Genomic DNA, 22689 nt, shown 5'->3' with positions numbered 1-22689 from the left:
GTTGCGGCAGGCTACGTAGCGATAACAACAATGAGCGGAATCGCCGTCACGATGCTGAAGACGATCTCCGTAATGCCGACCTGCTTGATCGTCACCTTCTGCCCCGGCATCCAGACGGCGCGCAGGAACAGCGCCACGAACGGAAGCGCCGCCCAGAGGGGAAGCATAAGGCCCACGGCTGCCGCCGCCACGATATGGACGCCGACGGACAAGCCGTAGTACAGCCGGCTCCCTTTCTCGCGAATCATCGTCTTCACATAAAATATCGTTCCTGCGAAATAGAGCAGGCAAGCCGCGAAAGCCCGCCACGCCAGGCTCCAATCCGTCCCCCCGCCTGCTTCGAAAGCAATCGGAAGCATCCAGCAAAATTGAAGAACGGCCAAAAAATCATTGAGGAGATGGCGTTCCCGATTCCGCTTGGCGAACGCCGCGTTCAACAGCAGCAGCGGCAGCATGACGGCGCCCATCCACCAGATGTCGGGCAGCATGACCAATACGGCGGTTCCGGCGAGCGCGCATGCGGCGCCGTATATGATCACCGGGCCCCGGTAGACGCTGGCCCGCCCGGTCTTGATCCACTGCAAGCCGGCGAACGATCCGCAATAGGCGGCCAGCCAGGCGATTCCGAGCCAGGCGTGAATGGCTTGCGGCTTGCTGGCGAACATGCCCGCCGCAAAAGGAATAATGAGCATCGCCCAGGCTCCGTGCTGATTCGGAATATAGGCCCGCAGAAGCTTCGATCTGCGGTTGGGATGTTCCTTCGACATCGTTCCTGTCTCCCCTTTGAATGAAATGTTGCTTCCATCTGGCATCTCTTCTGTATGTTACTTGAATTGCCGGGCGCTGTCTAAGCTTGCGCGGGAACTTTCGCCATTCTGTCAAAAGTGGACGACGCTTTCATCCCGTTTTATGTGATGCAAGTCACAATTCCAAAAACGGCGCTATGGTACGTTTACATCGTAAACATAAAGCCGCAGCCAACATAGACAAAATCGATGCGCGGCAGGAGTTGTAGGAGGGAAGGACAATGCAGGAGCGAAGGTGGAATCAAGCCTCCTCCGGGTTGAAGTCGGCCGTGTCCTTAAGGAGTGGAGGGACCTTCGGGAGTGGAGAGACCTTCGGATTGAATTTGCGGTTCATGCTCATTGTGTGCGTGTTTGTCGCCAATGCGATTGAACCGCTCATCGGCACCATGCCCGCGCTGAAAGGTTTGTTCGTTTGGATATTTACGTTTCATATGCCGTTGTTCGTGTTCGTCACGGGCTTTTTCGCCCGCAGCAATCTGAACGGCCGGGCGGGCTGGGCCGTCATGAAGCAAATCGGCCTCCAGTATGTCATTTTTCAATCGCTCTATTCGCTGCTTGACGTCACGCTGTTCCATGTTCCGGGAATGAAGCACTCGTTCTTCATCCCGTATCTGCTGCTGTGGTTTCTGATCGGCCATTTGATCTGGCGCGCCATCCTGATACTGTTCACCCGGTGGCAGGTTCGCCATCCGGTCATCCTGTCGGCCATCATCGGCATTGCCGCGGGATTTCTGCCGATAGAGGGAGCGTGGCTCGGACTGTCCCGGACACTGGTCTATTTGCCGTTCTTCGCGTTCGGCTATCTGTTCCGCGACGACGCATTCCAGCGGTTCGCCGCTTCCCGCTTGCGGCCGCTGGCCGGAGGCTTGTCCGTCGGATTGCTGATTGCGCTTCTGCTGTGGCCGAACGCGCTCCAACCGGAATGGCTGATGAACCATATGACGTTCCGCGAGCTCGGCTGGCTGGAGCAATCCCCATGGTACGCCATCGGGATGCGCTTGTTCATCTACGCGCTGGAGATTGCCGCATCGGTCGCGTTCTTGGCCTGGGTGCCTCTCCGTGCCGCTTGGATGACCGGGTTGGGGCGGCGGACGCTGTACGTGTTCTTGCTCCATGGCCTCATTATCCGGCTGCTTGTCGTCTCCGGATTGTACCATTATATTACGACCGGCCCGCAGGCCGTTCTGCTGATATTGGCCTCGCTTGCCTGCACCGTGCTGCTCGCGCAGCCGGCCGTCCGGTCGCTGTGCCGCCCGATTATTGAACCGCAATGGAACGGCATCGGCGGCTGGCACCGCATGTCAGCCTTCCATCGCGGCATGAAGCAGGGTTAACCTAATCAACAGCGCCCCGTACGCTTGACGCGGGGCGCTGTTCTCATTTACCGGGCGCTCGGCGAGATCAGGCGCGCCACATACCGGTTCAGCAGGACCCCGCGCGGATCCGCCGCTTCCCTGACGCGGGCGGCATCCTGCCATTTCGGATACATGGCGGCCAGCTGCGAAGCGGTCCGGGAATGCCATTTTCCCCAATGGGGCCGACCGTCATAGGCGAGCAGAATCTGCTCCATGTCGCGGAAATACGGCTCGTAAGGCATCCCCTTGTACATATGAAGCGCGATGTAAGCCGAGTCCCGGCCATAGGCCGGCGAGAGCCAAATATCATCCCCCTTGACATACCGGCACTCGATCGGGAAATGGACGGAATGCCGCCGCCGCTCCAACAGCCGCTTCATTTCCAGGAGGACAGGCCGCATGGCGGCGGCCGGCACGCTGTACTCCATTTCCATGAACTTGACATGCCTTGGCGTAACGAACAGGCGAGGTCCCCGGCCAACCTTGTCGGTGACCGGCACGAAGCGCGCCGACAGGCGGCTGATGCCGCCGCTGAGCCGGGGAGCGATGCGGCATGCTTCCGACATCCCCCAGAACAAGCCGTTCTCCACCGCGTATGCGCTCCACTCCTTCCATCTGCCGCGCTTCGATTCCGGCGCGCCGGTCGGGTTAATCGTCTTCACCTGCGTGCCGCTGGAATAAGGGAACCAGAAAAATTCAAAATGACGGTTCCCGCACCGAAAGTCCTCCAGCCTCGCCAGCGTCTCCTCCAAGGTCGAGCGGAAGCTGGCGAGCCGCATCCGCTCCGCGGGAACAATCCGCAGCGTCAGCTCGGTCATAATGCCGATCGTCCCGAACGAGACCTGCAGCGCTTTGAACAGCCCCCGCTTCTTTCCCGTATCTTCTTCGTTAACTTCGGCGATGGTGCCGTTCCCCAGGACGGCGCGGATCGCGGTCACCTGGGCGGACAGGCTTCCGAATCCGTTCCCGGTGCCATGGGTCCCCGTTCCGACTGCGCCCCCGATCGTCTGCCGGTCGATATCGCCCAGATTCTCCATCGCCCAGCCCCGCTCAAGCAGCCGCCTGCCCAATTCGCGCAGCGTCGTGCCGGCCCGTACCGTCACCGTACGGCCGATCTCGTCCAGCTTCACCAGACCGCTCATCCGCGGCAGCCGCACAAGCCATTCCTCCGTCTCCCCGAGGGGAGTGAACGAATGGCCGGAGCCGGCGATGCGCACCTTGCGGCCTAGCCGCTGCGCTTCCCCCAGCAGCCCCGCCACGTCCGCTTCTCCCTCCGGGTCCCACCACCGTTCAGGCTCGCAGCGGACATTTCCCGCCCAATTGCGCCACTCCTTCATCCGAAGCACCACCCTTCCCCGCGATATGTAGCCCATGTCCCGACGGAGGCTCCCTGCTTGACGGCGACGAACTCGCGGAACCGCTCCGCCAGCTCTCCGGCCTTCGCATGCCGGAACCAGATCAGATCGCCCGGGCGCAGCGGCTCTGCGCCCTGCGGGTAGCGCACCGGCGTCTGCACCTCCCCCGCCCCTTCCCGCGTCAAGAGCCGGCCCCCGGGGGGCCAGATCGGCCGCGGCAGCCGGTCCGTCCCCGCTTCGCCGGATGCGATATAGCCTCCGCCGAAGCAGGTATAGATGCCGGGCGCCGCCACCCGGACCACCGGCAGGGCGAAGACGGCCGCCGGCTGCAGCGGCAGATCCGCGTAGCCGTCGAACAGCACGGGCGCATAGAACGCAGACCCGGCCGTCAGCTCCGTGACGGACTCGTCGGACGCCGTGAAGCGCAGGCTGCCGCTGCCGCCGCCGTTCACGAAGCGGAGCTGGTGGCCTTCGCGGCGCAGCGCGCGGACGATCGCCGCCCGGCGCTCCTGCACCTCGTCCGCGGAGCGCCGCTTCAAATAGCGGATGGCGGCACTTATCAGCCTCTGCCCGGGCTTCGCGTCGGGAACGCCCGCCAGCTGCGCTTCATAGCCCATCACGCCGGCCAGCCGCAGATGCGGGGAGCGGCGGATCGCGTCCGCCAACTCCAGGACGGAAGCTTCGCTGCGCAGCGGCGAACGGCGCACGCCGAAGTGCAGACCGCCGTACGCGGAGGACATGTCGATATCGAGACAAATATCGAAGCAGACCTGCTGCTCCCGCGCGGCTTGCTCGGCGGCCCGCAACTGGCTCCCGTCATCCGCCATCAGGACGATCTCCTTCCCTTGGCGGCGCAATCCGGCCAAGCGGGCCAAGGCGGGCCGCTCCAGCGTCGGATAGCCCATCAGCACGTCGGAGACGCCCGCCTCCAGGAGAGCGGCGGCTTCCTGCGGATGGTAGCACATCACGCCCTGGAAGCGGGGATGCAGTGCCAGCAGATGCTTGACCGCCTGGACGCAGCGCAGCGATTTGGTCGCGAGACGCACCGGCTTCTGTCCGCTCAGCCGAAGCACCTGGCCCGCATTATGCTCGAGCGCATCCAGATCGAGACAGGCGAACGGCATGCCGTAGGCGGCCGTTTGCGCCGCGTCCCGGTTCGTGTCTCGCCAGCTGCCGGCGCGCGCGGAACTGTTCATGCTCTCTCCCCCTTTCGTCAAGCTTCCCTCCAGGCCGACTCAACCGGCTCAAGTTACCGCTAATATATTCCGGGTGACGGGGAACGATTCTCTCTTATTTTCTCTCTTTTTGGGAGGTCTTTGGGAGAGTTCCCGGCGGAGGCCGCGTTTTCTTCGAACCCGCTCCGGCTTGCCCGCAAGCGCTCAGTGACGCTTTAAACCGCTAGAAAAAGAAAGGCAGTTGTGATAGACTCTATAGAAATACTCAAGCACTTATGAGAGGTACCATTCCAATCCCGGCATCGGGTAGCAAGAGATGGAGGTTCACACAGAATGACAGCCAATAAGAAAATGCGTTCAGACATGATTAAGAAGGGCTTCGATCGTGCGCCTCACCGCAGTCTGCTGCGTGCAGCGGGCGTGAAGGAAGAGGATTTTGACAAGCCGTTCATTGCGGTATGCAACTCGTATATCGACATCATTCCCGGCCACGTCCATTTGCAGGAATTCGGCAAGATTGTCAAGGAAGCGATCCGGGAAGCGGGCGGCGTGCCGTTCGAATTCAATACAATCGGGGTTGACGACGGGATTGCGATGGGCCATATCGGCATGCGGTACTCGCTGCCAAGCCGCGAGATTATCGCCGATTCGGTGGAGACGGTCGTCTCGGCCCACTGGTTCGACGGAATGGTCTGCATTCCGAACTGCGACAAGATTACGCCGGGCATGATTATGGGCGCGCTGCGCGTCAACATTCCGACCATCTTCGTCAGCGGCGGTCCGATGAAGGCGGGCAAAGATTCCACCGGACGTTCGATCTCCTTGTCCAGCGTGTTCGAAGGCGTCGGCGCCTACCAAGCAGGCAAGATCGACGACAAGGGATTGCTGGAGCTGGAGCAATACGGCTGCCCGTCCTGCGGCTCCTGTTCGGGTATGTTCACCGCGAACTCGATGAACTGCCTGGCGGAAGCGCTCGGCATCGCCTTGCCTGGCAACGGCACCATTCTCGCCGTCTCTCCGGAACGCCGGGAATTCGTCCGCAAGTCGGCCCGCCAGCTGATGAGCATTATCGAGCAGGACATCAAGCCGCGCGATATCGTTACGATGGAAGCTATCGATAACGCCTTCGCGCTCGACATGGCGATGGGCGGATCGACCAACACGGTTCTGCATACGCTCGCCATCGCGCGCGAAGCCGGATTCGAATACCCGATCGAGCGGATTAACGAAGTGGCGGCCCGCGTGCCTCATCTGGCCAAGGTAGCGCCGGCTTCCGATTATCATATTGAAGATGTGCACAATGCAGGCGGCGTCAGCGCCATTTTGAATGAACTGTTCAAGAAGGAAGGCGCCCTTCACGGGGAGTGCATCACCGTGACCGGCCAGACGCTGCGCGAAAATGTCGCCGGCTGCGAGATCTTGGATAAGGACGTCATCCATGCTCTTGACAATCCTCATAGCGAGCAAGGCGGCCTGGCCGTATTGTTCGGCAACCTGGCGCCGGAAGGCGCGATCGTCAAGGTCGGCGCCGTCGATCCGTCGGTCGGCGGACGCCATGTCGGCCCGGCGATCTGCTTCGATTCTCAGGATGAGGCGCTGGCCGGAATCGCGAACGGCAAGGTGAAGGAAGGCCATGTCGTCGTCATCCGCTACGAAGGGCCGAAGGGCGGTCCCGGCATGCCGGAGATGCTGGCCCCGACATCCCAGATCGTCGGCATGGGCCTCGGCGCCAAGGTCGGCCTCATTACCGACGGCCGCTTCTCCGGCGCGTCCCGCGGCATCAGCATCGGCCATATCTCGCCGGAAGCGGCCGAGGGCGGACCGATTGCGTTCGTGGAAGACGGCGACATCATTGAGCTCGATCTGACGAACCGCAAAATCGAGCTGCAGGTGCCGGACGAGGTGCTCGAGCAGCGGCGCGCGGCCTGGAAGCCGTTCGAGCCGAAGGTCAAGACCGGCTATTTGGCCCGCTACTCCAAGCTCGTCACGAATGCCAGCCAAGGCGGCATTCTTAAAATTTAATTCCTGGAATTCAAAGGGCTGTCCGTTAAGCGGTTTTTTAGCTGCAGCGGACAGCCCCCTGCTTCTACCAGCTCAGCTTTGGGGAAAACTGTAAAAATGCAGTTTTTCTTGATGACGTGTGCTTCGTGGCAGCAGTTCCTGCAAAACTGCATCAATTTCAGACTATTTACTAGATAAAGAGCAAGAGCCGATGAAAATAATGTACTTTTGCAGGAATTTCATCAAATCGCGGCTAAAGTCTCGAAAATTGCTGCACTTACCAGGCTGTTGAGAAAGAAGTTTTGAGTAGGAAAATGGATATTTCCACCATCCTGAAAACTGCACCATTTCCCTAGACACGCCCATCCGGCAGGCGAAATCCGCAAACACCACGATTTTTCCAGGCACGCCGATTCGGTAAGCGAAATCCTGCAGAAATACAGCAATTCGATAGGGACGACTATTCCAGAAAGGGAATCCTGCAAAATTACAGGAATTTCCCCCGTTTCGCTTCGGTTTGAAGCAAAAGGGCCTAAAATGATGTAGATTTGCAGCAATTCCTCGGGATGGGGACTCATTAAGCCGAAATTCCTGTAAAATAGCAGCAATTTCCTCCGCACGTCCAAGCCCCAGGAGGCAACGATGCTTCCAGCAGGCCGATAATGCTTCCAGCAGGCCGATAGTGCTTCCAGCAGGCTGATAATGCTTCCAGTAGGCTGGCAATGCTTCCTGAAGGCTGATAATGCTTCCTGAAGGCGATGATGCCCCCAGCATCCGACGCGGTCGCTTGGATCCCGTAAAATCAGGCCATTGAGTAGTCTATGGGACTTTTCACCTGTGATGTGGATCTCTTCTCCCGGTAGAAAAAAATCGATTTAAAACGCTCTAAGAGCCAAAGTTTGGATGAGGAAAATGGACCTTCACCACCCCTTCACAAAAAACAGGGGTTTTCCAACAGCCTGATTTACGCAGGATTTCGCTGTACCATCCCCCACCCCCGATTGCCCCGCCGCCAGATTTCCCCACCTCTCCTCGTCTTCCTCTCCATTTCTCGCTTTCCTCGCCTCTTCCGCCTTTACTTGCATTTCCTTGCATTTCCTTCCATTTCCCGCCTTTTCTTGCCTTCTTCGCCTTTCCCCCGCCCTTTCCCGCTTTCCTCTCCATTTTTCGCTTCCCTCGCCTCTTTCGCCTTTTCTTGCATTTCCTGCCCTTTCCCGCTTTTCTCGCTTCCCCCTCTTTCCCTCGCCTCTTCCCGCTTTTCCCGCCTTTTCTCGCCTTTCCCCCGCCCTTTCCCGCTTCCTCGCTTCCCCCCTCTTTCCCTCGCCTCTTCCCGCTTTTCCCGCCTTTTCTCGCCTTTCCCCCGCCCTTTCCCGCTTTTCTTGCTTCCCCCTCTTTCCCTCGCCTCTTCCGCCTTTTCTCGCATTTCCCTCCTTTCCCCGCCTTTCCCCGCCTTTCCCTCGCCTTCTCCCGCCTTTCTCGCCTCCCCCTCTTTCCCTCGCCTCTTCCGCCTTTTCTCGCATTTCCCTCCTTTCCCCGCCTTCACATTCTCGGTTTCCCGTCACCCCAATCATTTTGCAATACGTCTAAGACTTTTGCGCTTTCCGCCCTATTCTTCACTTATTTTTCTCCGTGGTCCGCCAATTGTATTGCCGCACATCGCCATGCCGAACATGTCTATGCGTTGAACGTCTTTCCAAACCCGGATGGAGATACGGGGATGAACATGAAGTCGCCGATTCGATTCATCCATTGACGGCTTTTCAGGCATGCGCTATAGTAATAAATGTTTACCTAATACAACTTATTTGTACAAGACTATTTTTGTTGTGAACGGGAAAGGTGGAATCTATGTACTCCAAGATTGAAGCAAGCAGCCCGAGCCATTCCCCGGTCCTGCGCCGCCGTCCGGCCCGCGAACATGCGCGCCTCGCGCTGCTTGGCGCCGCAGGCTTAGCGGCATTGCTATTATCCGTCATCGCCGGCTGCTCCATCGGCCCCGTCTCCATCCGGTTCGCGGATACGCTGCAGGCGATCCTGCACGCCTTCGGATGGCTGGACCCGGCCGGCATACCGGAGCGCGAACTGATGATTGTTACGGCGATCCGCCTCCCCCGCGTCTTGGTTGCCGTCTTGGTCGGCGCGGCTCTCTCCGTGGCGGGCACCGCCATGCAGGGCGTGTTCCGCAATCCGCTGGTGGAGCCGGGCTATCTCGGCGTCTCCTCGGGAGCCGCGGCCGGGGCGGTCATCGTGATTGCTTCCGGCTTCGCGCAGCAAGCTTCCTATGCGCTGCCGCTGGCGGCCTTCGCCGGCGCCCTGGCTGCCGTCATCCTCATCCTGGCCATCTGGCGGGCCAGCGGCAAGCCGAATGTGACGACGCTGCTGCTGCTTGGCATCGGCATCAATGCGCTCCTGTCCGCAGTTATCAATGTCGTGATTGCGAGCGCCCCCCATGAACAGCAGCTGCGCAGCATCGTCTTCTGGCTGCAGGGCGGGCTGGAGGCGCGAACTTGGGACCATGTGCAGCTGATCGCGCTCCCGATTGCGATAGCGGTCCTTCTTATCGCGCTGTTCAGCCGCACGCTGAATCTGCTGCTGTTGGGAGACGAGCATGCGCAGGCATCCGGCGTTCCCGTGCAAGGCGCGCGCTACGCTATCCTTCTGCTCGCCTCCTTCTTGACGGGAACCGCCGTCTCCGTCAGCGGAATCATCGGCTTCGTCGGATTGGTCATCCCGCATCTGATCCGGCTGCTCGCCGGAGCGGATCACAGATACCTGCTCCCGCTCAGCGCGCTGTTCGGAGCTTCCTTCCTCGTGCTGGCGGATCTCGCGTCGCGCATGATCCTGCAGCCGGTAACGCTTCAGGTCGGCGTCGTCTGCGCCTGCATCGGCGCCCCTCTGTTCATCATGATGCTGCTGCGGCGAAGAAAGGAGAATCTCTCATGAAGGAAAACCGGCGGACAGAGCCCGGAACAGACAGGCTGCTGCAAGCGGAGCGGCTAGCCTGCTCCATCGGGGACCGACCCATTATCCATGATCTCTCGTTCGAGCTTCGGCGCGGGTCCTTCGTCGGCATTATCGGCCCCAACGGCAGCGGGAAGTCGACGCTTATCCGCATGCTGTGCGGACTGCTCCGTCCGGCGCGGGGGCGGCTGCTGCTCGACGGCCGGCCGCATGCCGCCTACTCCGCCTCGGCGCGGGCCCGGCTCATCGGCTATGTTCCGCAGGATTGCTCGCTGGACGCCGACTTCACGGTCGGGCAGATTGTCGCGATGGGCCGCCATCCCCATCGCTCTCTCTTCCGGAGCCTCTCCCACGCGGATATCGGCTGCGCCGAGCGGGCCATGCGCCAATGCGGGATTGAGCCGCTCAGGGACCGTTATATCCACGCCTGTTCCGGCGGACAGCGGCAGCTCGCCTTCATCGCCAAAGCGCTGGCGCAGGAGCCCCAGCTGCTGCTGCTGGATGAGCCGATCTCCGCGCTCGATATCCGCCATCAGCTTCGCACGCTGTCGTTGCTGCGCGGATTGGCCCGCGAAGGCTTGGCGGTAGCCGCCTCCCTCCACGATCTGTCGCTGGCTTCCCGCTATTGCGACCGGCTCTTGCTGCTTCACGAGGGCCGCATCCGGGCGAACGGCCCGCCGGAGGAAGTGCTGACCGCGGAGCATCTCTATCACGTATACGGCATTCGCGCCGCCATCCGCCGCGAACCGGGAACGAGTGGTTTGTCGATTCTGGCCTTTGACGAGGCAGACCCCGAGTTCGAACCATCGACGTACAACATCATTAGCTAATCAGGAGGAATTTATTTCAATGAGACAACATGATAAATCGAAGCGGAACATGATAATCGGACTGGCGGCGGTCATCGTCGTTATCGGCTTGGCGGCGATCCTGGCCAACCGAATGTCCGTCGCTTCGACCACGGTGCCGGAATCCGCTCCCGCTTCTGCGGCAGGAGCCAATGAGAAGCTGAAGGTCGCTCCCGTATCGCTGGATACGGCGGACGCCGTCCTGGAATTCATCGAGCCCGCACAGGTGGTCGCGATTCCGAAGAGCATTTCCAACCCGTATCTCGCGGTCAACGCCGGCATCGGGAAGCAGGTCGACAATCCGATTAGCGGGGCGACCGGACTGGATCCCGAGACAATCCTGTCTTTCCAGCCGGATCTCGTGCTGCTGACGAAGGTTCATCATACCGAAAGCGATGCCGAGCAATTGCTCCGCCAAGCCGGAGTCAACGTCATTACGTTTGATCAGTGGGGTACCTTTGAAGCCGTGAAGGGGAACTACCGGAAAATCGGCGAGGCCGTGGGAGAAGCCGAGAAGGGAATGCTTATCGCGGAGGAAATCGAGGCCAAATTGCAGCAGGCCGCGGCGCGCACAGCGAAGCTGACCGTCAAGCCGTCCGTGCTGGCGCTCTCCCCCGTCGGTCCGAATACCGGCCCTTATGTCATCGGGCCGGGCAATATCGCCTACGATATGATCCGCCTTGCCGGAGCCGAGCCTGCGGCGGATGGGCTCGGCATCTCCAAATCGATCAAAGCGTCAATTGAAGATCTGATCAAGCTGGATCCGGATTACATCGTTCTGGGCGATTGGGACGGCAGCGGAGAAGAATGGCTGTCCGGCTTGAAATCCGATCCGCAATGGAACACGCTGACTGCCGTGCGGCAAGGCCGCATCACGACGATGAAGGCCAAAGATCTGCTCGCGCCGAACCGGTATACCGTCGACGGCCTGCTGCATATGTCGGCATGGCTTCACCCGGACTTGTGGAAGGACGGTGCTGCCGAACATGATTGAGATGGATCGCGGCCGGCAGGCAGAATCGCCTCAACCGGCAGGGGCGGGGGCGACGGCTGCAGCGACGGCAGCACCGGATGCGGGCAAGCCGGCGCAGGCCGTCCTGTTGGCCGCCTATGGCGCCTGCCGCTCGATCGATGATGTGCCGCAGCTGTACGAGCATATTATGCGCGGCCGCTGCTCTCCCGGAGCCTTGGCCCAAGGCGTCAGCCGTTACAGGCAGACAGGGGCGTGCGATCCGCTCTATGCCGTGACCGCGAGACAGGCGGAAGCGATCTCGATGCGTCTCGGGCAGCTATGCGGCGCGCCGATCCCCGTCTATATCGGCTACAAGCACTCGCCTTCTTTCATCTCCGAAGCGGTGCGGCAAGCGGCAGCCGACGGCATCTCCCGGCTGGCTCTCCTGCATCTTTCGCCCTTTGGCGCCGGAACCGGAATGTATATGCACGAAGCCGCGCGGGCGGCAGATAGAGCGGAGCCGCCTGTCCGGTTAACCGCCGTGGCGAATTGGCAGGAGCATCCCGCCTTCATTCGGCTGCTAGCCCGCCGCCTGAGCGATGCTTCCCGCTGGCTCCCTGCCGCCAGCTTGCCTTCGGCACGGGTTATCTTCACCGTGCACAGCAAGCCCGGCTTGCCTTCGGCTCATACGGCGTTTATCGCCCAATATGGCCGCCTCGCCCGTCTCATCGCGGAGGAAGCGGAGATCGGACGCTGGGACATCGCCTACCGGAGCGGCTTGCCCGCGCCCCAGCGCTGGCTCGGACCGGATGTGAAGGATGTCATCCGGCAAGCGGCCGGCCATGGCTGCCAAGCGGTCGTGCTCTGCGAGCTGACCTCGCTGACAGACAATGTCGAAGTCTATCACGATCTCGGCGAGGACGCGAAGCGGCTGGCCGAAGCATGCGGCATGCAGTTCGTGCGGACGGAGCCTGTCAATGATGCCTGGGACTTCATCGAATTCATATCCGGTATTGTCTCCCGTCATCTGCTCGCCGGACAATATTCAGCCTGACACGCCGTTCCTGCCGGGCTCTTCATTCCTTATAGGAACCCAATACGTCATTCAAGCGCGGATTCATTCCGCGCTTTTTCTTTTCACATTGCGTAGTTTCATTTGTAAGATTACAGAAAGAATGATGAAAGCGCCGAGAAAAAGTACCCTGCAACATGAACAATAGTGTTACAAAGTCAAAACATTAACGTATGGCGGTAAAAACAGCTATCGTACAACGAAGCCGGCAGCTTTTCTATTGGGCGTTACCGTCCTCGCTTCTTTGTTAGATTATTGTAAGGAACGTGAAAGTGCAGGGACAGATTCGAATTATACAATGACGTTATCCTTGGGATAGGAGACCGTTAAATAAGCAGAGAAAGGAGAGTTCATCATGAGAAATGCACGTTGCCGGCAAAAAATCATGGCTCTAGTGGCCGGGCTGCTGTTGGTTTCCATGCTGTCGCCCAACGTTGCCCCGGTTCAGGCATTGACCCAGGCAGCAAGCCCAACAAGCAAGCCACAGCGAACGATGAACGCCCAGGACGTGGAAGCCTTTGCCGACGAATTTTTCGCGAGCCAGGATGTCAAGGCGCTAGGTGTGCCGGGAGCGCTATTTGTGGTCGTAAAAGACGGAAAGGTGCTGCTGCAGAAAGGGTATGGGTATGCGGACGCAGAAAAAAAAGTTCCTGTCGATCCCGAAAAAACCTTGTTCCGCATCGCATCGGTCTCCAAAGTCTTTACGGCCGCGGCGGTGATGCAGCTTGCGGAGCAGGGAAAAATCGAGTTGGATCGTGATGTTCAGCATTATTTGGGGGAAATCCAAATGAAGAACGAGACCGGCTCCCCCGTCACGATGGAGCATTTATTGACGCATACGACCGGGTTCGATATCGTCGATCCCCCTGTCGGAGATTCGATATCGTATGATCTGGCTGAAGAAGTGAAGCTCGAAGATTATGTGAAAAAGTGGATGCCTGCCGTTACCCGAACACCGGGGGAAGTGTATAAATACGATAATATGGCGTCCATGCTCCAAGGCTACATCGTTCAACAGGTGGCGGGAGTTCCGTTCAATCAGTATATGAAGGAACATATTTTCAAGCCGCTCGGCATGAACGACAGCCATTTTCTGTTGACGCAGGAACTTGTCCCGCGGCTGGCTGTCGGTTACGGGCCTGACAACAAAGCAGCGCCGCTTTATAATTTTGTCCCGAATGATATGCCACATGGCGGCATGGTAACGACCGGAAGCGATATGGCCAAATTTATGCTGGCTTACTTGAATAAGGGGAAATTGGGCGACCGCCGCATTCTGCAGGAAGACACCGTCAACGAGATGGGCACTACCCATCTCGCGATTCATCCGAAGATGCCGAATATGGCATACGGTTTTGAATATGCGCTTCAGGACGACTACAACGGACAATACGTGATTGGCAAGGGCGGTGCGGCGCCTGGCGGCTTCACCTCATGGATGTGGCTGCTGCCGGAGCAGCACGCGGGCGCATTTATCGTGTATAACAAGTCCGAAAATTTGCGTGACATGATATTCAAGGCTTTTATGGATCGGTATTATCCAAAGCAAGAGAAAGAGAAACAAGCCTATCTTGCGCTAACTCGAGACCAATTGAGACGGTTCGAAGGAGTCTATCGCGATGTGCGGATAAGCTACCTGATTACCCGCATTCATGCGGCCCCGGGTGGGCAGCTTGTCCTTGAAAATATAATGGGCAAGCAGACGGCCAACCCCCTCGATCCTCTCTTATTCGAAGATGAGCATGGCAGCAAGATTGCCTTCAAAGCAAATCCGGACGGCTCGATTGCGTATATGTACTCCAATGCCGACCCGACCGCCTGGGCAGAAAAGCTCGGCACGCCTGAGCGCTTTACCGATATCGGTGATGCGCACCCTTATGCCGAATATATATATGGCTTGCATCAGCTCGGCATCGTCAAGAGCAAAGCGGATGGAGCCTTCGGCCCGGAAGAGCCGTTGACCAGAGCGGAATTTGTGGAGCAGGTGATGAGATGGATTGGGATTCCTGCTTCCAAAAATGCCGTGCTGTTCAAAGATATCGACGCGCTCCCGGAGGCGGGATGGATTCAAAGCGCTGTGGAATACGGCTTTATTGCAGCGCCTGGGGATCAATTATTCAGGCCGACAGAGAAGATAACCCGGCAAGAAGCAGCGGCCATCCTCTTCAGGGTAATGCTGTCCATGGGGGCCAAGCCGGTCGAAGGCGCAACAACCGGGAAGACAGATGCCTGGGCGGAAGAGGCGGTCAAATTTATTGCGGGCATGAAACTTTACGGCCCTGAGGTATCCGTGTCAGCCGACGGAGCGGCAGATTATAAATCCAAGCAAGCGATGACGCGTCAAGAGGCTGCCGCGCTGTTATATTTGGCGTCGAAATGGAGCCTCGTTCCATAACCGAATAACGCAATAAAAGCGCGGAGTTGCATCCGCGCTTTTGCTTTCCAAGTTGGGGTCTATGCCATGATGACTGGAACTTGACTACTCTACCAGATGACATGCCACATGGTGTCCGGTGGCAACTTCCCGGAATTCCGGTACGGCTTGCTTGCAAATATCTTTGGCAAACGGGCAGCGCGTATGGAACTTGCATCCGGCTGGCGGGTTGGCCGGGCTCGGAATGTCGCCCTGAAGCACGATCCGCTCCGACTTGCGCGTCGGATCCGGAATCGGGATGGCCGACAGCAGCGCTTGCGTATATGGATGCAGCGGGCGTTTGAACAGCTCGTCCCGCGGAGCCAATTCAACAAGCGAACCCAAGTACATAACGCCAATGCGGTTGCACAAATGTTCGACAACGGACAAATCATGCGAAATAAACAAGTAAGTCAAGTCTTTTTGTTCCTGCAAATCGCTCAGCAGGTTAATGATCTGCGCCTGAATCGATACGTCAAGGGCAGATACCGGTTCGTCCGCCACGATGAAATCCGGATTCATGATGAGCGCGCGCGCAATTCCGATGCGCTGGCGCTGACCGCCGGAAAATTCATGCGGATAGCGATCGATATGGTAAGGAGCTAAGCCGCAAATCGTCAAAATCTCTTTGACGCGGTCGCGAATGTCGTTCTTGCTGGCGAGCCCGTGATCGAGCAGCGGTTCGCCAATCGCATCCCCGATCTTGATGCGGGGATTCAAGGAACTGTATGGATCCTGGAATACAAGCTGCATTTGCGGTCTCATGCCGCGCAGTTGCTTTTTATTTAATTCATGAATATCAGTGCCTTTAAAAATGACTTTCCCTTCCGTCTTGTCGAGCAGGCGAAGAATCGTCCGTCCCGTAGTCGACTTGCCGCAGCCGGACTCGCCTACCAAGCCGAGCGCTTCCCCTTTTTGCAGGGTGAAGCTGACTCCGTCAACCGCACGCACATGTCCGACTGTCCGCGAGAAGAGACCGCCCTGGATGGGGAAATATTTTTTTAGATTTTCTACTTCGAGTAACGCTTGTTGGCTCATTGCGCTTTCCCCTCCTTCTCATACAGCCAGCATGACGCCTTATGTCCTTTGTCATAGGTCTTCAGCGTCGGCTGTTTCTCCGTGCACACCGCCATGCAATGCTCGCAACGGTCATTGAAATAGCAATTGTCGCCCAGCTCAACCGGGTTCGGCACTTGCCCGGGAATCGTGTAGAGCCGTTCCCGGCGCTCATTGATAATCGGCTTCGCCTTCAACAGCCCTTGGGTATACGGATGTTTCGGATTCTGGAACAATTCGATGACCGGCGCCTCTTCAATGACTTTGCCGGCATACATAACGACAACATGATCGGCCATCTCGGCCACGACGCCGAGATCGTGGGTAATCAGCATAATCGCCGTCTTGAACTCGCTCTTGATGTTGCGCATCAGGTCGAGAATCTGCGCCTGGATCGTCACGTCCAGCGCCGTCGTCGGTTCGTCGGCGATGAGCAGCTTCGGATCGCAGGTCAAGGCCATCGCGATCATAATCCGCTGCCGCATGCCGCCGCTCAGCTCATGCGGATACGCGTCGAAAATTTGCTCCGCGCGCGGAATGCCCACAAGCTCGATCAGATCGATCGCCCGCTTGCGCGCTTCCTTCTTCGTTCCGCCGCGGTGCAGCAAAATCGGCTCGACGAGCTGTTCGCCGATTTTCAATACCGGATTGAGCGACGTCATCGGTTCCTGGAAAATCATCGAGATTTCATTGCCCCGAATTTGACGCATTTCACGCTCTTTAAGCTTCAACAGGTCTTGCCCTTTATAAATAATCTCTCCGCCTTCGATTTTCCCCGGAGGCGCGACGAGCCGCATCAATGACATGGCGGTAACGCTCTTGCCGCAGCCGGATTCGCCTACAACGCACAGCGTCTCGCCTTCTCTGATCGAGAAGCTGACATCATTGACCGCTTTCACGATGCCACCACTGGTATAGAAATTCGTCCGCAGATTGCGAAATTCGATCAAATTGTTTGCCATATCGTATCTCCTACCTCTTCATTTTCGGATCGAGCACGTCACGCAGGGCATCCCCAATGATGTTGATGGCAATAACCGTCAAGAAAATACATACTCCTGGCGGTATCCACAGCCACGGCCGCTTCTTGAAGTCTATCATATTGTTCGCGGCGGAAATCATATTGCCCCATGAAGGCGTCGGCGGAACGACCCCGAGACCCAAATAACTCAATACCGACTCGTACAAGATGGAGCTGCCTACCAGCAAGGTTGCCACGACGATAATAATCGGGACCGTATTTGGCAGCAAGTGGCGGAAAATTTTGCGCCGGTCACGCAGGCCAAGCACTTCGGCGGCTTGCATAAACTCTTGTTCGCGCAGCATCAAGATTTGCCCGCGCACGAGACGGGACAAGTTCGGCCACGCCATAAATCCGAGCAAAAACATGACGAGATAAATCCGCTGCTCCGGCGGAACCTTCATATCCGACAAGATCGCGCCGAGAATAATAAGTAATGGCAAGCTTGGAATCGACATCATAATGTCGGCAAGACGCATGATGACGGTATCAACCCATCCGCGATAGTAACCGGCGAGCGCGCCCATCAAGCTGCCCAGCGTTACCGAGATCGCCATGGCGACGAGACCGACGAGCAGAGAGACCCGGCCCGCCAGCATGACGCGCAGCAGAATGTCCCGGCCCAGATTGTCCGTACCGAGCCAATGTGCGGCGTTTGGCGGCTTGTTGCCGTTCTTGATATTCATCGTCTCGAGCGAATATGGAGACACGAGCGGTCCAAGGAAGCAGATGACAAACATAAGTACAACGACGATTGCTCCCGTTACCGCGAATTTGTTTTTCAGAAGTTCCTTGAATGCCAGCTTCCACGGGGAAGCCGGTTTGGCCTGGCGCACATTAGCTCCTTTAACGGATTCAGCTACCGTTTGAGACACAAATAACTCCCCTTTCTACTTCATCCGGACACGAGGGTCGGCGACTCTGTAAAGTAAATCTGCTAAGAAATTCCCAAGCATCGTCAGCAGAGCCAGGAACATCGTGAAGCCCATCAACAGGAAGTAGTCACGGGCATTGATTGCGTCCAAGTTAATGCGGCCGATACCAGGCCAGTTGAAGATTTTCTCCGTAATAATGGCGCCGGAGAACAACCCTGGCAATTCGATCCCGAGCAGCGTAATCGCAGGAAGCAGAGCGTTCCGCAAAGCATGCTTGAAGATGACGGTGCGTTCTTTCAGCCCCTTGGCGCGAGCTGTTCGAATGAAGTCCTGACGGATAACGTCCAGCATGCTCGTCCGGAAATAACGGGTCAAGCTGCCGACGCTCAAGGCCGTCAGCACGGCAACCGGCAGCGCCAAATGCTGCAGCAGATCCCAGAAGCGCGCGAATCCTGTCGCATTGCTGCCTGACGTATACATCCCGCCGACCGGCGCCCATGCCAAATCGACGGCAAACACCTTGATGGCGTATAACCCGACAAAGAATGACGGGAGCGACATCAGCGCGAAGACGAGCAATGTCACCATGCCGTCAAAGAAAGAGTGCTGCTTGATCGCGGCAAAAACGCCGACTACGATCGCAATGGCCCAACTGAGCACAAGCACGATAGCGGCAATCAAAAACGAGTTCCACATATAGCGGTTGAGGACCGTGGTGACTGGCTGTTTGTGCTGCAATGACAATCCGAGATCACCTTTGAGCGTATTTTCAGCCCAAGTGAAATAACGTTCAACGAGCGGCTTGTCCAAGCCATGGATCGCTTTGAGCTCGGCTGCGCGCTCCTTCGACAGCGTCGGGTTGGAATCGATAAAGTTCCCCGGCGCCAGCGCGAAGACCGCGAACAGCAGAATCGACACGCCGATAAGGGTCGGAATCAGCTGCAACAGCCGCCGCAAGGCGTATTGTTTCATAATTATTCCTCCTAGCATGAAATAAGCCCGAATGCCCAGCCTGATGGCTGAGCATTCGGTATGCAGCACTTTGAAGTCGTTATTGAATTTGGATAGTGTTCAAATCTGCCGTAAACTTGCGGTATGGCGACATATCGAAGCCTTGAATCCGTGCGTTCGTTGCCCACATATCGCGGCGTTGATACAGGTAGATGTAAGGCAAGTCTTCATTCAGCTCTTGGTAGATTTCTTTGAAGATTGGCTTGCGCTTCTCAATGTCGACTTCGCTGCCGGCCTTTTCGAACAGCTCGTCCAGCTTCGGATTGGAGTATCCGATGTCGTTCTGAGATCCGCCCGTCTTGAACACATTCTCGCTCGATTGCGGATCCGGAGTCAAGCCCCAAGCCAGGAACATCATGTCGAAGTCGCCTTTTTTACGCTTTTCGATAACGGCATTGAAGTCCATTTGCTCTGCGGTAAGCTCGATGCCGAGCTCTTTCCAGTTCGCTTGGGCGACCGGAATGATCGCGTCATTGACCGGGTTCGGAGAAGAAGCGGTGAACGTAATCTTGAACTTCTGTCCGTCCTTCTCGCGGATGCCGTCGGATCCTACCGTCCAGCCAGCTTCATCCAGAAGCTGCTTTGCTTTTTCCAGATTGAAATCGTACTTCGTTACTTCATCCGTGTAGGACCAGGAATCCTTGGATTGCGGAACATCGATAACATCGGCATATCCTTGATATACCGCGTCTACGATTTGCTGGCGATCCAGGCCGTAAGCCAACGCCTGACGCACGCGCTTGTCTTTGAACATTTCTTTGTTATGGTTGAAGTTGATAAAGCCGTAACCGTTCGTGCGGAACAGGTTGATGTCCAGGAAGCCCAGCTCCTGAAGCTGTTCTACTTGGTCTTTCGATACGGTAACCATGTCCATATCGGTTTCACCGGTTTGCAGCAACTGCACGTTCGTCTCATCCGTAGTAAATTTGAAGATCAGGTTCGGAATCTTCGCTACGCCTTTATGGAAGTTCTCGTTCGCGGACAATACCGCCTCTTGTCCCGGAACGAACTTGTCCAGCTTGTAAGCGCCATTGCCGAGCGGCGTCGTGAACAAGTCTTTCATATAAGACAGGTCGCCTTGCTTGTAGTCCTTGCCATAATATGCTTTGGACAGAATTCCGACGCTGCCGATAGCGGACAGGGCAAGCGCACGCGGTTTAAGCGTGGTAACTTCGATTGTCTTCGGGTCGATGACCTTGATGCCTTCGATGGAGGTCGCTTTGCCGTCTTTGTATTCTTGGCCGCCCTTGATAGCTGCGTCCTTGATGATATCGCTCGGACCGTCATAGGTCTTGTCATGCATTACAGTTAAGGTAAATGCCACGTCTTCCGCCGTCAATGGGGAACCGTCGCTGAACTTCAGGCCGTCCTTCAGCTTGAACGTGTAAGTAAGCTTATCGTCGGAGATGGTGTATTCCTCCGCCAAATCCGTGGAATATGTGCCGTCTTTGTTAATTTGAAGCAGGCCCGCGAACAACGATTCTGTCACATATACATCGTATGCAGATTCAGCATAGAGCGGATTGAAGATACCGCTAGGTGCCGGGATGCCAATGATAGCTGTATCTTTCCGGTCTGTCGCCGTTGCTGGAGACTTGCTCTTGTCCGTGGCCGGAATCAAGCCGTCAGAGACCAACTCGCCGTCTGTACCGTTATCTGCGCCGCCGCTGTTGGATGACTCTTGATTAGCTTGTCCTGCGGAATCGCCGCTGCCGCTATCGCTTCCGCCGCAAGCGGACAGCACAAGCGTCAAGGACAGGAGCAGGCACATGATGATGCTGAATCTTTTCTTCACAACATTCTCCCCCTGATGTTCATTTTCTGATGTTTTTTGTAACCTTTGTAACTTGTAGTAGTTATAAAGTTGTATACATAAAAAATCATCGCGATGAGTAAATAACATTCGTTAATGCTTTATAGAACAATGGTCAAATAAGTTTGCAAAAACCCCCCATTTCATAAGCAGGAAACGAATATTTTTTCATAATACTACTTTATAATTTCGGTTTTGTAAATCCCTTTCCGCTTTTTAATTTGAAAGTTTGTAGTTTTATGACGATAACTTTTTTTTATCATCCATAGTAGAAAAGTCCGGGAAAAGCGCGGTTTTCTCCACGACAAGACGGAGGATAGTCGCAGTTTTCGTCAAAATGTCCATAGATCAAAAGACAAAATATACGAAATTCCACCACCGGTGTGCACTTGCATGTTTTTTCATTTCTTTGCATAAAACTTGCATGCCCCAAGCAAAAAAAGAAATAAAAAAAGAAGCCCCAATATTGTTATGTAATTCCAACAGTCTGGGGCGTCATCGCTGTTATCTTATTTTAAAAAATTTACAGATAGTGCGTCGCTTTCTCCATTCCCTGATCCAGAATGAGCACTCTCTCCGGCTGCGGCTCCATCACCGGCTTGCGCGATTTGCCGTAGCGGGTAAGCAGCGTCTGGACGGACATGGCCATCACTTTGGGAACCATCTGCTCCGAGTGCTCTCTCAGTCTCGTCTTCCCTTGAGGATGAATGACGCTCATCAGCAGGCGCAAATAGCGGCGCGTACACCAGGAGAACAGGCCTCGCGGCAAGTCCAACACGGTGAACCCGAATTGCTCCGGCCCCCGATGGATCATGCTTACGCCATACAACGCCTTCACGTTCGCCTTCAGCTCCGGATGATCCATAATATAATCCGCAAGCTCCGGCAGCGATTTCTCGACGGCGCGGATCATCTGTATGGCAAGCTGGACAGGTGACCGCGAGCGCCGGCCAATCTCGTACAGCCGCTTGTTATCGAAATGAAGCTCCAGTATCTCATCGTCCCGCTTCAATTCGATGCCGTCATCCAATTGAAGCGTCGGCCCATGATACGGGCGGACCCGGAAGTGAAACACGGGATCTTCCCGATTGGTCGTCTGAAGGCCGTAGAGCAAGTGGAACGCCTTCTCATAGAGAAGCCAGCCGCTGATAATGGCGCGCTTCAACCAGGATGGGTTGCTGATCTTCTCCTTCTCGGTCTGCTTGATCAGCTCATCTATGCGAACACAGGACAGCTCGCGCTCCGCCGCTTCCTTCAAAAACCGCTCCAATGCCTTCAGCATGATTCCTGGAGCTTCCTCATCGGCGCCAAGCGTATGGCCGCAGTCATGGAGGAGCAGAACCTCTCCGCCCCGGCACCGCTTCATCATGCGCCGGAACAGCCGTTCCTCGCCAACCTTCTTCCGCCAATCGTTGAACATGCCGGACCAGAGAATGATTTGAAGATGACCGAGATTGCCATAATCGAATAAATTGACAATCCCCCACGGAGGACGATAATAGTGTGAGCGTTGTCCGGTAGCGGACATAATAATATCCGACGTTTTGCGAATTTGCTGTTTCACCGTTTTCGGACGCATCAGCCAGTTGGATTTATGGACGTAGTTGTGGATGCCGATCAAATGCCCCTCATCGCTCATTCGCTTCAGCAATTCGGGGTGCTTCTCCGCATGGATGCCAACGACAAAGAAGGTTGCCTTGGCGTTGTATTTCTTCAATAGATCCAGCAGCTGCGGCGTATATTCCGGATCTGGCCCGTCATCGAACGTCAGCGCCAGCTTCGAATCCGATCTGCCTTTTTGGAACACGCGGAAACCGAATAATCGGCTGATGACACCTGGTAGAAACGCATAAAACGTCAGGATGTAAAAGCACCATAATAATATGATTTCCATCCCAATTTCCCCGTTTCATTCTTATATCTATACCCTGCGAGGCGATAAGTTTATTGTAACATATCATGAAAGAATAGGCAC

The 22689-nt window shown here is 56.7% G+C and carries 18 protein-coding genes; 7 read left to right on the top strand and 11 right to left on the bottom strand.

Going from position 1 to position 22689, the window contains the following annotated elements; translation table 11 throughout:
- Positions 1 to 11 precede the first annotated feature (11 nt).
- Complete coding sequence (locus tag L6439_RS07620) at positions 12 to 767, bottom strand: YwiC-like family protein (RefSeq protein WP_213468977.1); 756 nt, start codon at positions 765 to 767, stop codon at positions 12 to 14.
- 260 nt (positions 768 to 1027) lie between these two features.
- On the opposite strand from L6439_RS07620, the gene L6439_RS07615 reads away from it, so the two are divergent.
- Positions 1028 to 2140, top strand: coding sequence for an acyltransferase family protein (locus tag L6439_RS07615; protein WP_213468976.1), 1113 nt, complete (start codon positions 1028 to 1030; stop codon positions 2138 to 2140).
- Positions 2141 to 2187: 47 nt separating this feature from the next.
- Here the strand turns inward: L6439_RS07615 and L6439_RS07610 are convergent, their stop codons facing one another.
- Positions 2188 to 3498: a D-arabinono-1,4-lactone oxidase gene (locus tag L6439_RS07610; protein WP_213468975.1), complete on the bottom strand. Its 1311-nt coding sequence runs from the start codon at positions 3496 to 3498 to the stop codon at positions 2188 to 2190.
- Complete coding sequence (locus L6439_RS07605) at positions 3495 to 4640, bottom strand: amino acid deaminase/aldolase (RefSeq protein ID WP_213469111.1); 1146 nt, start codon at positions 4638 to 4640, stop codon at positions 3495 to 3497. Before L6439_RS07605 ends, L6439_RS07610 begins: the two co-directional genes overlap by 4 nt.
- Before the next feature lie 384 nt (positions 4641 to 5024).
- Between L6439_RS07605 and ilvD the strand changes: the two genes are divergently transcribed.
- On the top strand, positions 5025 to 6713 hold the full coding sequence (gene ilvD, locus L6439_RS07600; protein WP_168183066.1) for a dihydroxy-acid dehydratase: 1689 nt from the start codon (positions 5025 to 5027) through the stop codon (positions 6711 to 6713).
- Positions 6714 to 6875: 162 nt separating this feature from the next.
- Here ilvD and L6439_RS07595 read toward each other — a convergent pair whose 3' ends face one another.
- The gene (locus tag L6439_RS07595; protein WP_237096781.1) at positions 6876 to 7466 is read right to left on the bottom strand and encodes a hypothetical protein; all 591 of its coding nucleotides are present in this window, start codon (positions 7464 to 7466) and stop codon (positions 6876 to 6878) included.
- 146 nt (positions 7467 to 7612) lie between these two features.
- Complete coding sequence (locus L6439_RS07590) at positions 7613 to 8212, bottom strand: hypothetical protein (protein ID WP_213471352.1); 600 nt, start codon at positions 8210 to 8212, stop codon at positions 7613 to 7615.
- A gap of 328 nt (positions 8213 to 8540) precedes the next feature.
- Here L6439_RS07590 and L6439_RS07585 point away from each other — a divergent pair, with 328 nt between their 5' ends.
- From L6439_RS07585 to L6439_RS07565, 5 genes are all read left to right on the top strand, one after another.
- The gene (locus tag L6439_RS07585) at positions 8541 to 9635 is read left to right on the top strand and encodes a FecCD family ABC transporter permease (protein ID WP_213471351.1); all 1095 of its coding nucleotides are present in this window, start codon (positions 8541 to 8543) and stop codon (positions 9633 to 9635) included.
- Positions 9632 to 10483, top strand: coding sequence for an ABC transporter ATP-binding protein (locus tag L6439_RS07580; protein ID WP_213471350.1), 852 nt, complete (start codon positions 9632 to 9634; stop codon positions 10481 to 10483). The genes L6439_RS07585 and L6439_RS07580 overlap by 4 nt, the downstream gene beginning before the upstream one ends.
- 19 nt (positions 10484 to 10502) lie before the next feature.
- Positions 10503 to 11495, top strand: coding sequence for an ABC transporter substrate-binding protein (locus L6439_RS07575; protein WP_213471349.1), 993 nt, complete (start codon positions 10503 to 10505; stop codon positions 11493 to 11495).
- On the top strand, positions 11488 to 12507 hold the full coding sequence (locus L6439_RS07570; protein WP_213471348.1) for a ferrochelatase: 1020 nt from the start codon (positions 11488 to 11490) through the stop codon (positions 12505 to 12507). Before L6439_RS07575 ends, L6439_RS07570 begins: the two co-directional genes overlap by 8 nt.
- Positions 12508 to 12880: 373 nt before the next feature.
- Positions 12881 to 14920: a serine hydrolase domain-containing protein gene (locus L6439_RS07565; protein WP_237096780.1), complete on the top strand. Its 2040-nt coding sequence runs from the start codon at positions 12881 to 12883 to the stop codon at positions 14918 to 14920.
- An 84-nt stretch (positions 14921 to 15004) separates the two neighbouring features.
- On the opposite strand, the gene L6439_RS07560 is transcribed toward L6439_RS07565, so the two are convergent.
- The 6 genes from L6439_RS07560 to L6439_RS07535 form a co-directional block, all read right to left on the bottom strand.
- The gene (locus L6439_RS07560; RefSeq protein ID WP_168182253.1) at positions 15005 to 15976 is read right to left on the bottom strand and encodes an ABC transporter ATP-binding protein; all 972 of its coding nucleotides are present in this window, start codon (positions 15974 to 15976) and stop codon (positions 15005 to 15007) included.
- Entirely contained in the window at positions 15973 to 16956 is a 984-nt protein-coding gene (locus L6439_RS07555) for an ABC transporter ATP-binding protein (RefSeq protein ID WP_168182252.1), read from the bottom strand. The genes L6439_RS07560 and L6439_RS07555 overlap by 4 nt, the downstream gene beginning before the upstream one ends.
- 10 nt (positions 16957 to 16966) lie before the next feature.
- Positions 16967 to 17890, bottom strand: a complete 924-nt coding sequence (opp4C, locus tag L6439_RS07550) for an oligopeptide ABC transporter permease (protein WP_168182251.1) — start codon at positions 17888 to 17890, stop codon at positions 16967 to 16969.
- Positions 17891 to 17905: 15 nt separating this feature from the next.
- The gene (locus tag L6439_RS07545) at positions 17906 to 18862 is read right to left on the bottom strand and encodes an ABC transporter permease (protein WP_168182250.1); all 957 of its coding nucleotides are present in this window, start codon (positions 18860 to 18862) and stop codon (positions 17906 to 17908) included.
- 79 nt (positions 18863 to 18941) lie between these two features.
- Positions 18942 to 20696, bottom strand: a complete 1755-nt coding sequence (locus L6439_RS07540; RefSeq protein ID WP_168182249.1) for an ABC transporter substrate-binding protein — start codon at positions 20694 to 20696, stop codon at positions 18942 to 18944.
- Between the two features lie 541 nt (positions 20697 to 21237).
- Positions 21238 to 22608 carry a polysaccharide deacetylase family protein gene (locus L6439_RS07535; protein WP_168182248.1) on the bottom strand — a complete coding sequence of 457 codons (1371 nt, stop codon included), beginning with the start codon at positions 22606 to 22608 and terminating at the stop codon, positions 21238 to 21240.
- Between the last annotated feature and the right edge of the window lie 81 nt (positions 22609 to 22689).

It is taken from the genome of Paenibacillus dendritiformis (assembly GCF_021654795.1).
Classification (GTDB): domain Bacteria; phylum Bacillota; class Bacilli; order Paenibacillales; family Paenibacillaceae; genus Paenibacillus_B.
The sequence above is the reverse complement of the archived record's forward strand: the minus strand, read 5'-3'. Positions and strand labels throughout refer to the sequence as shown.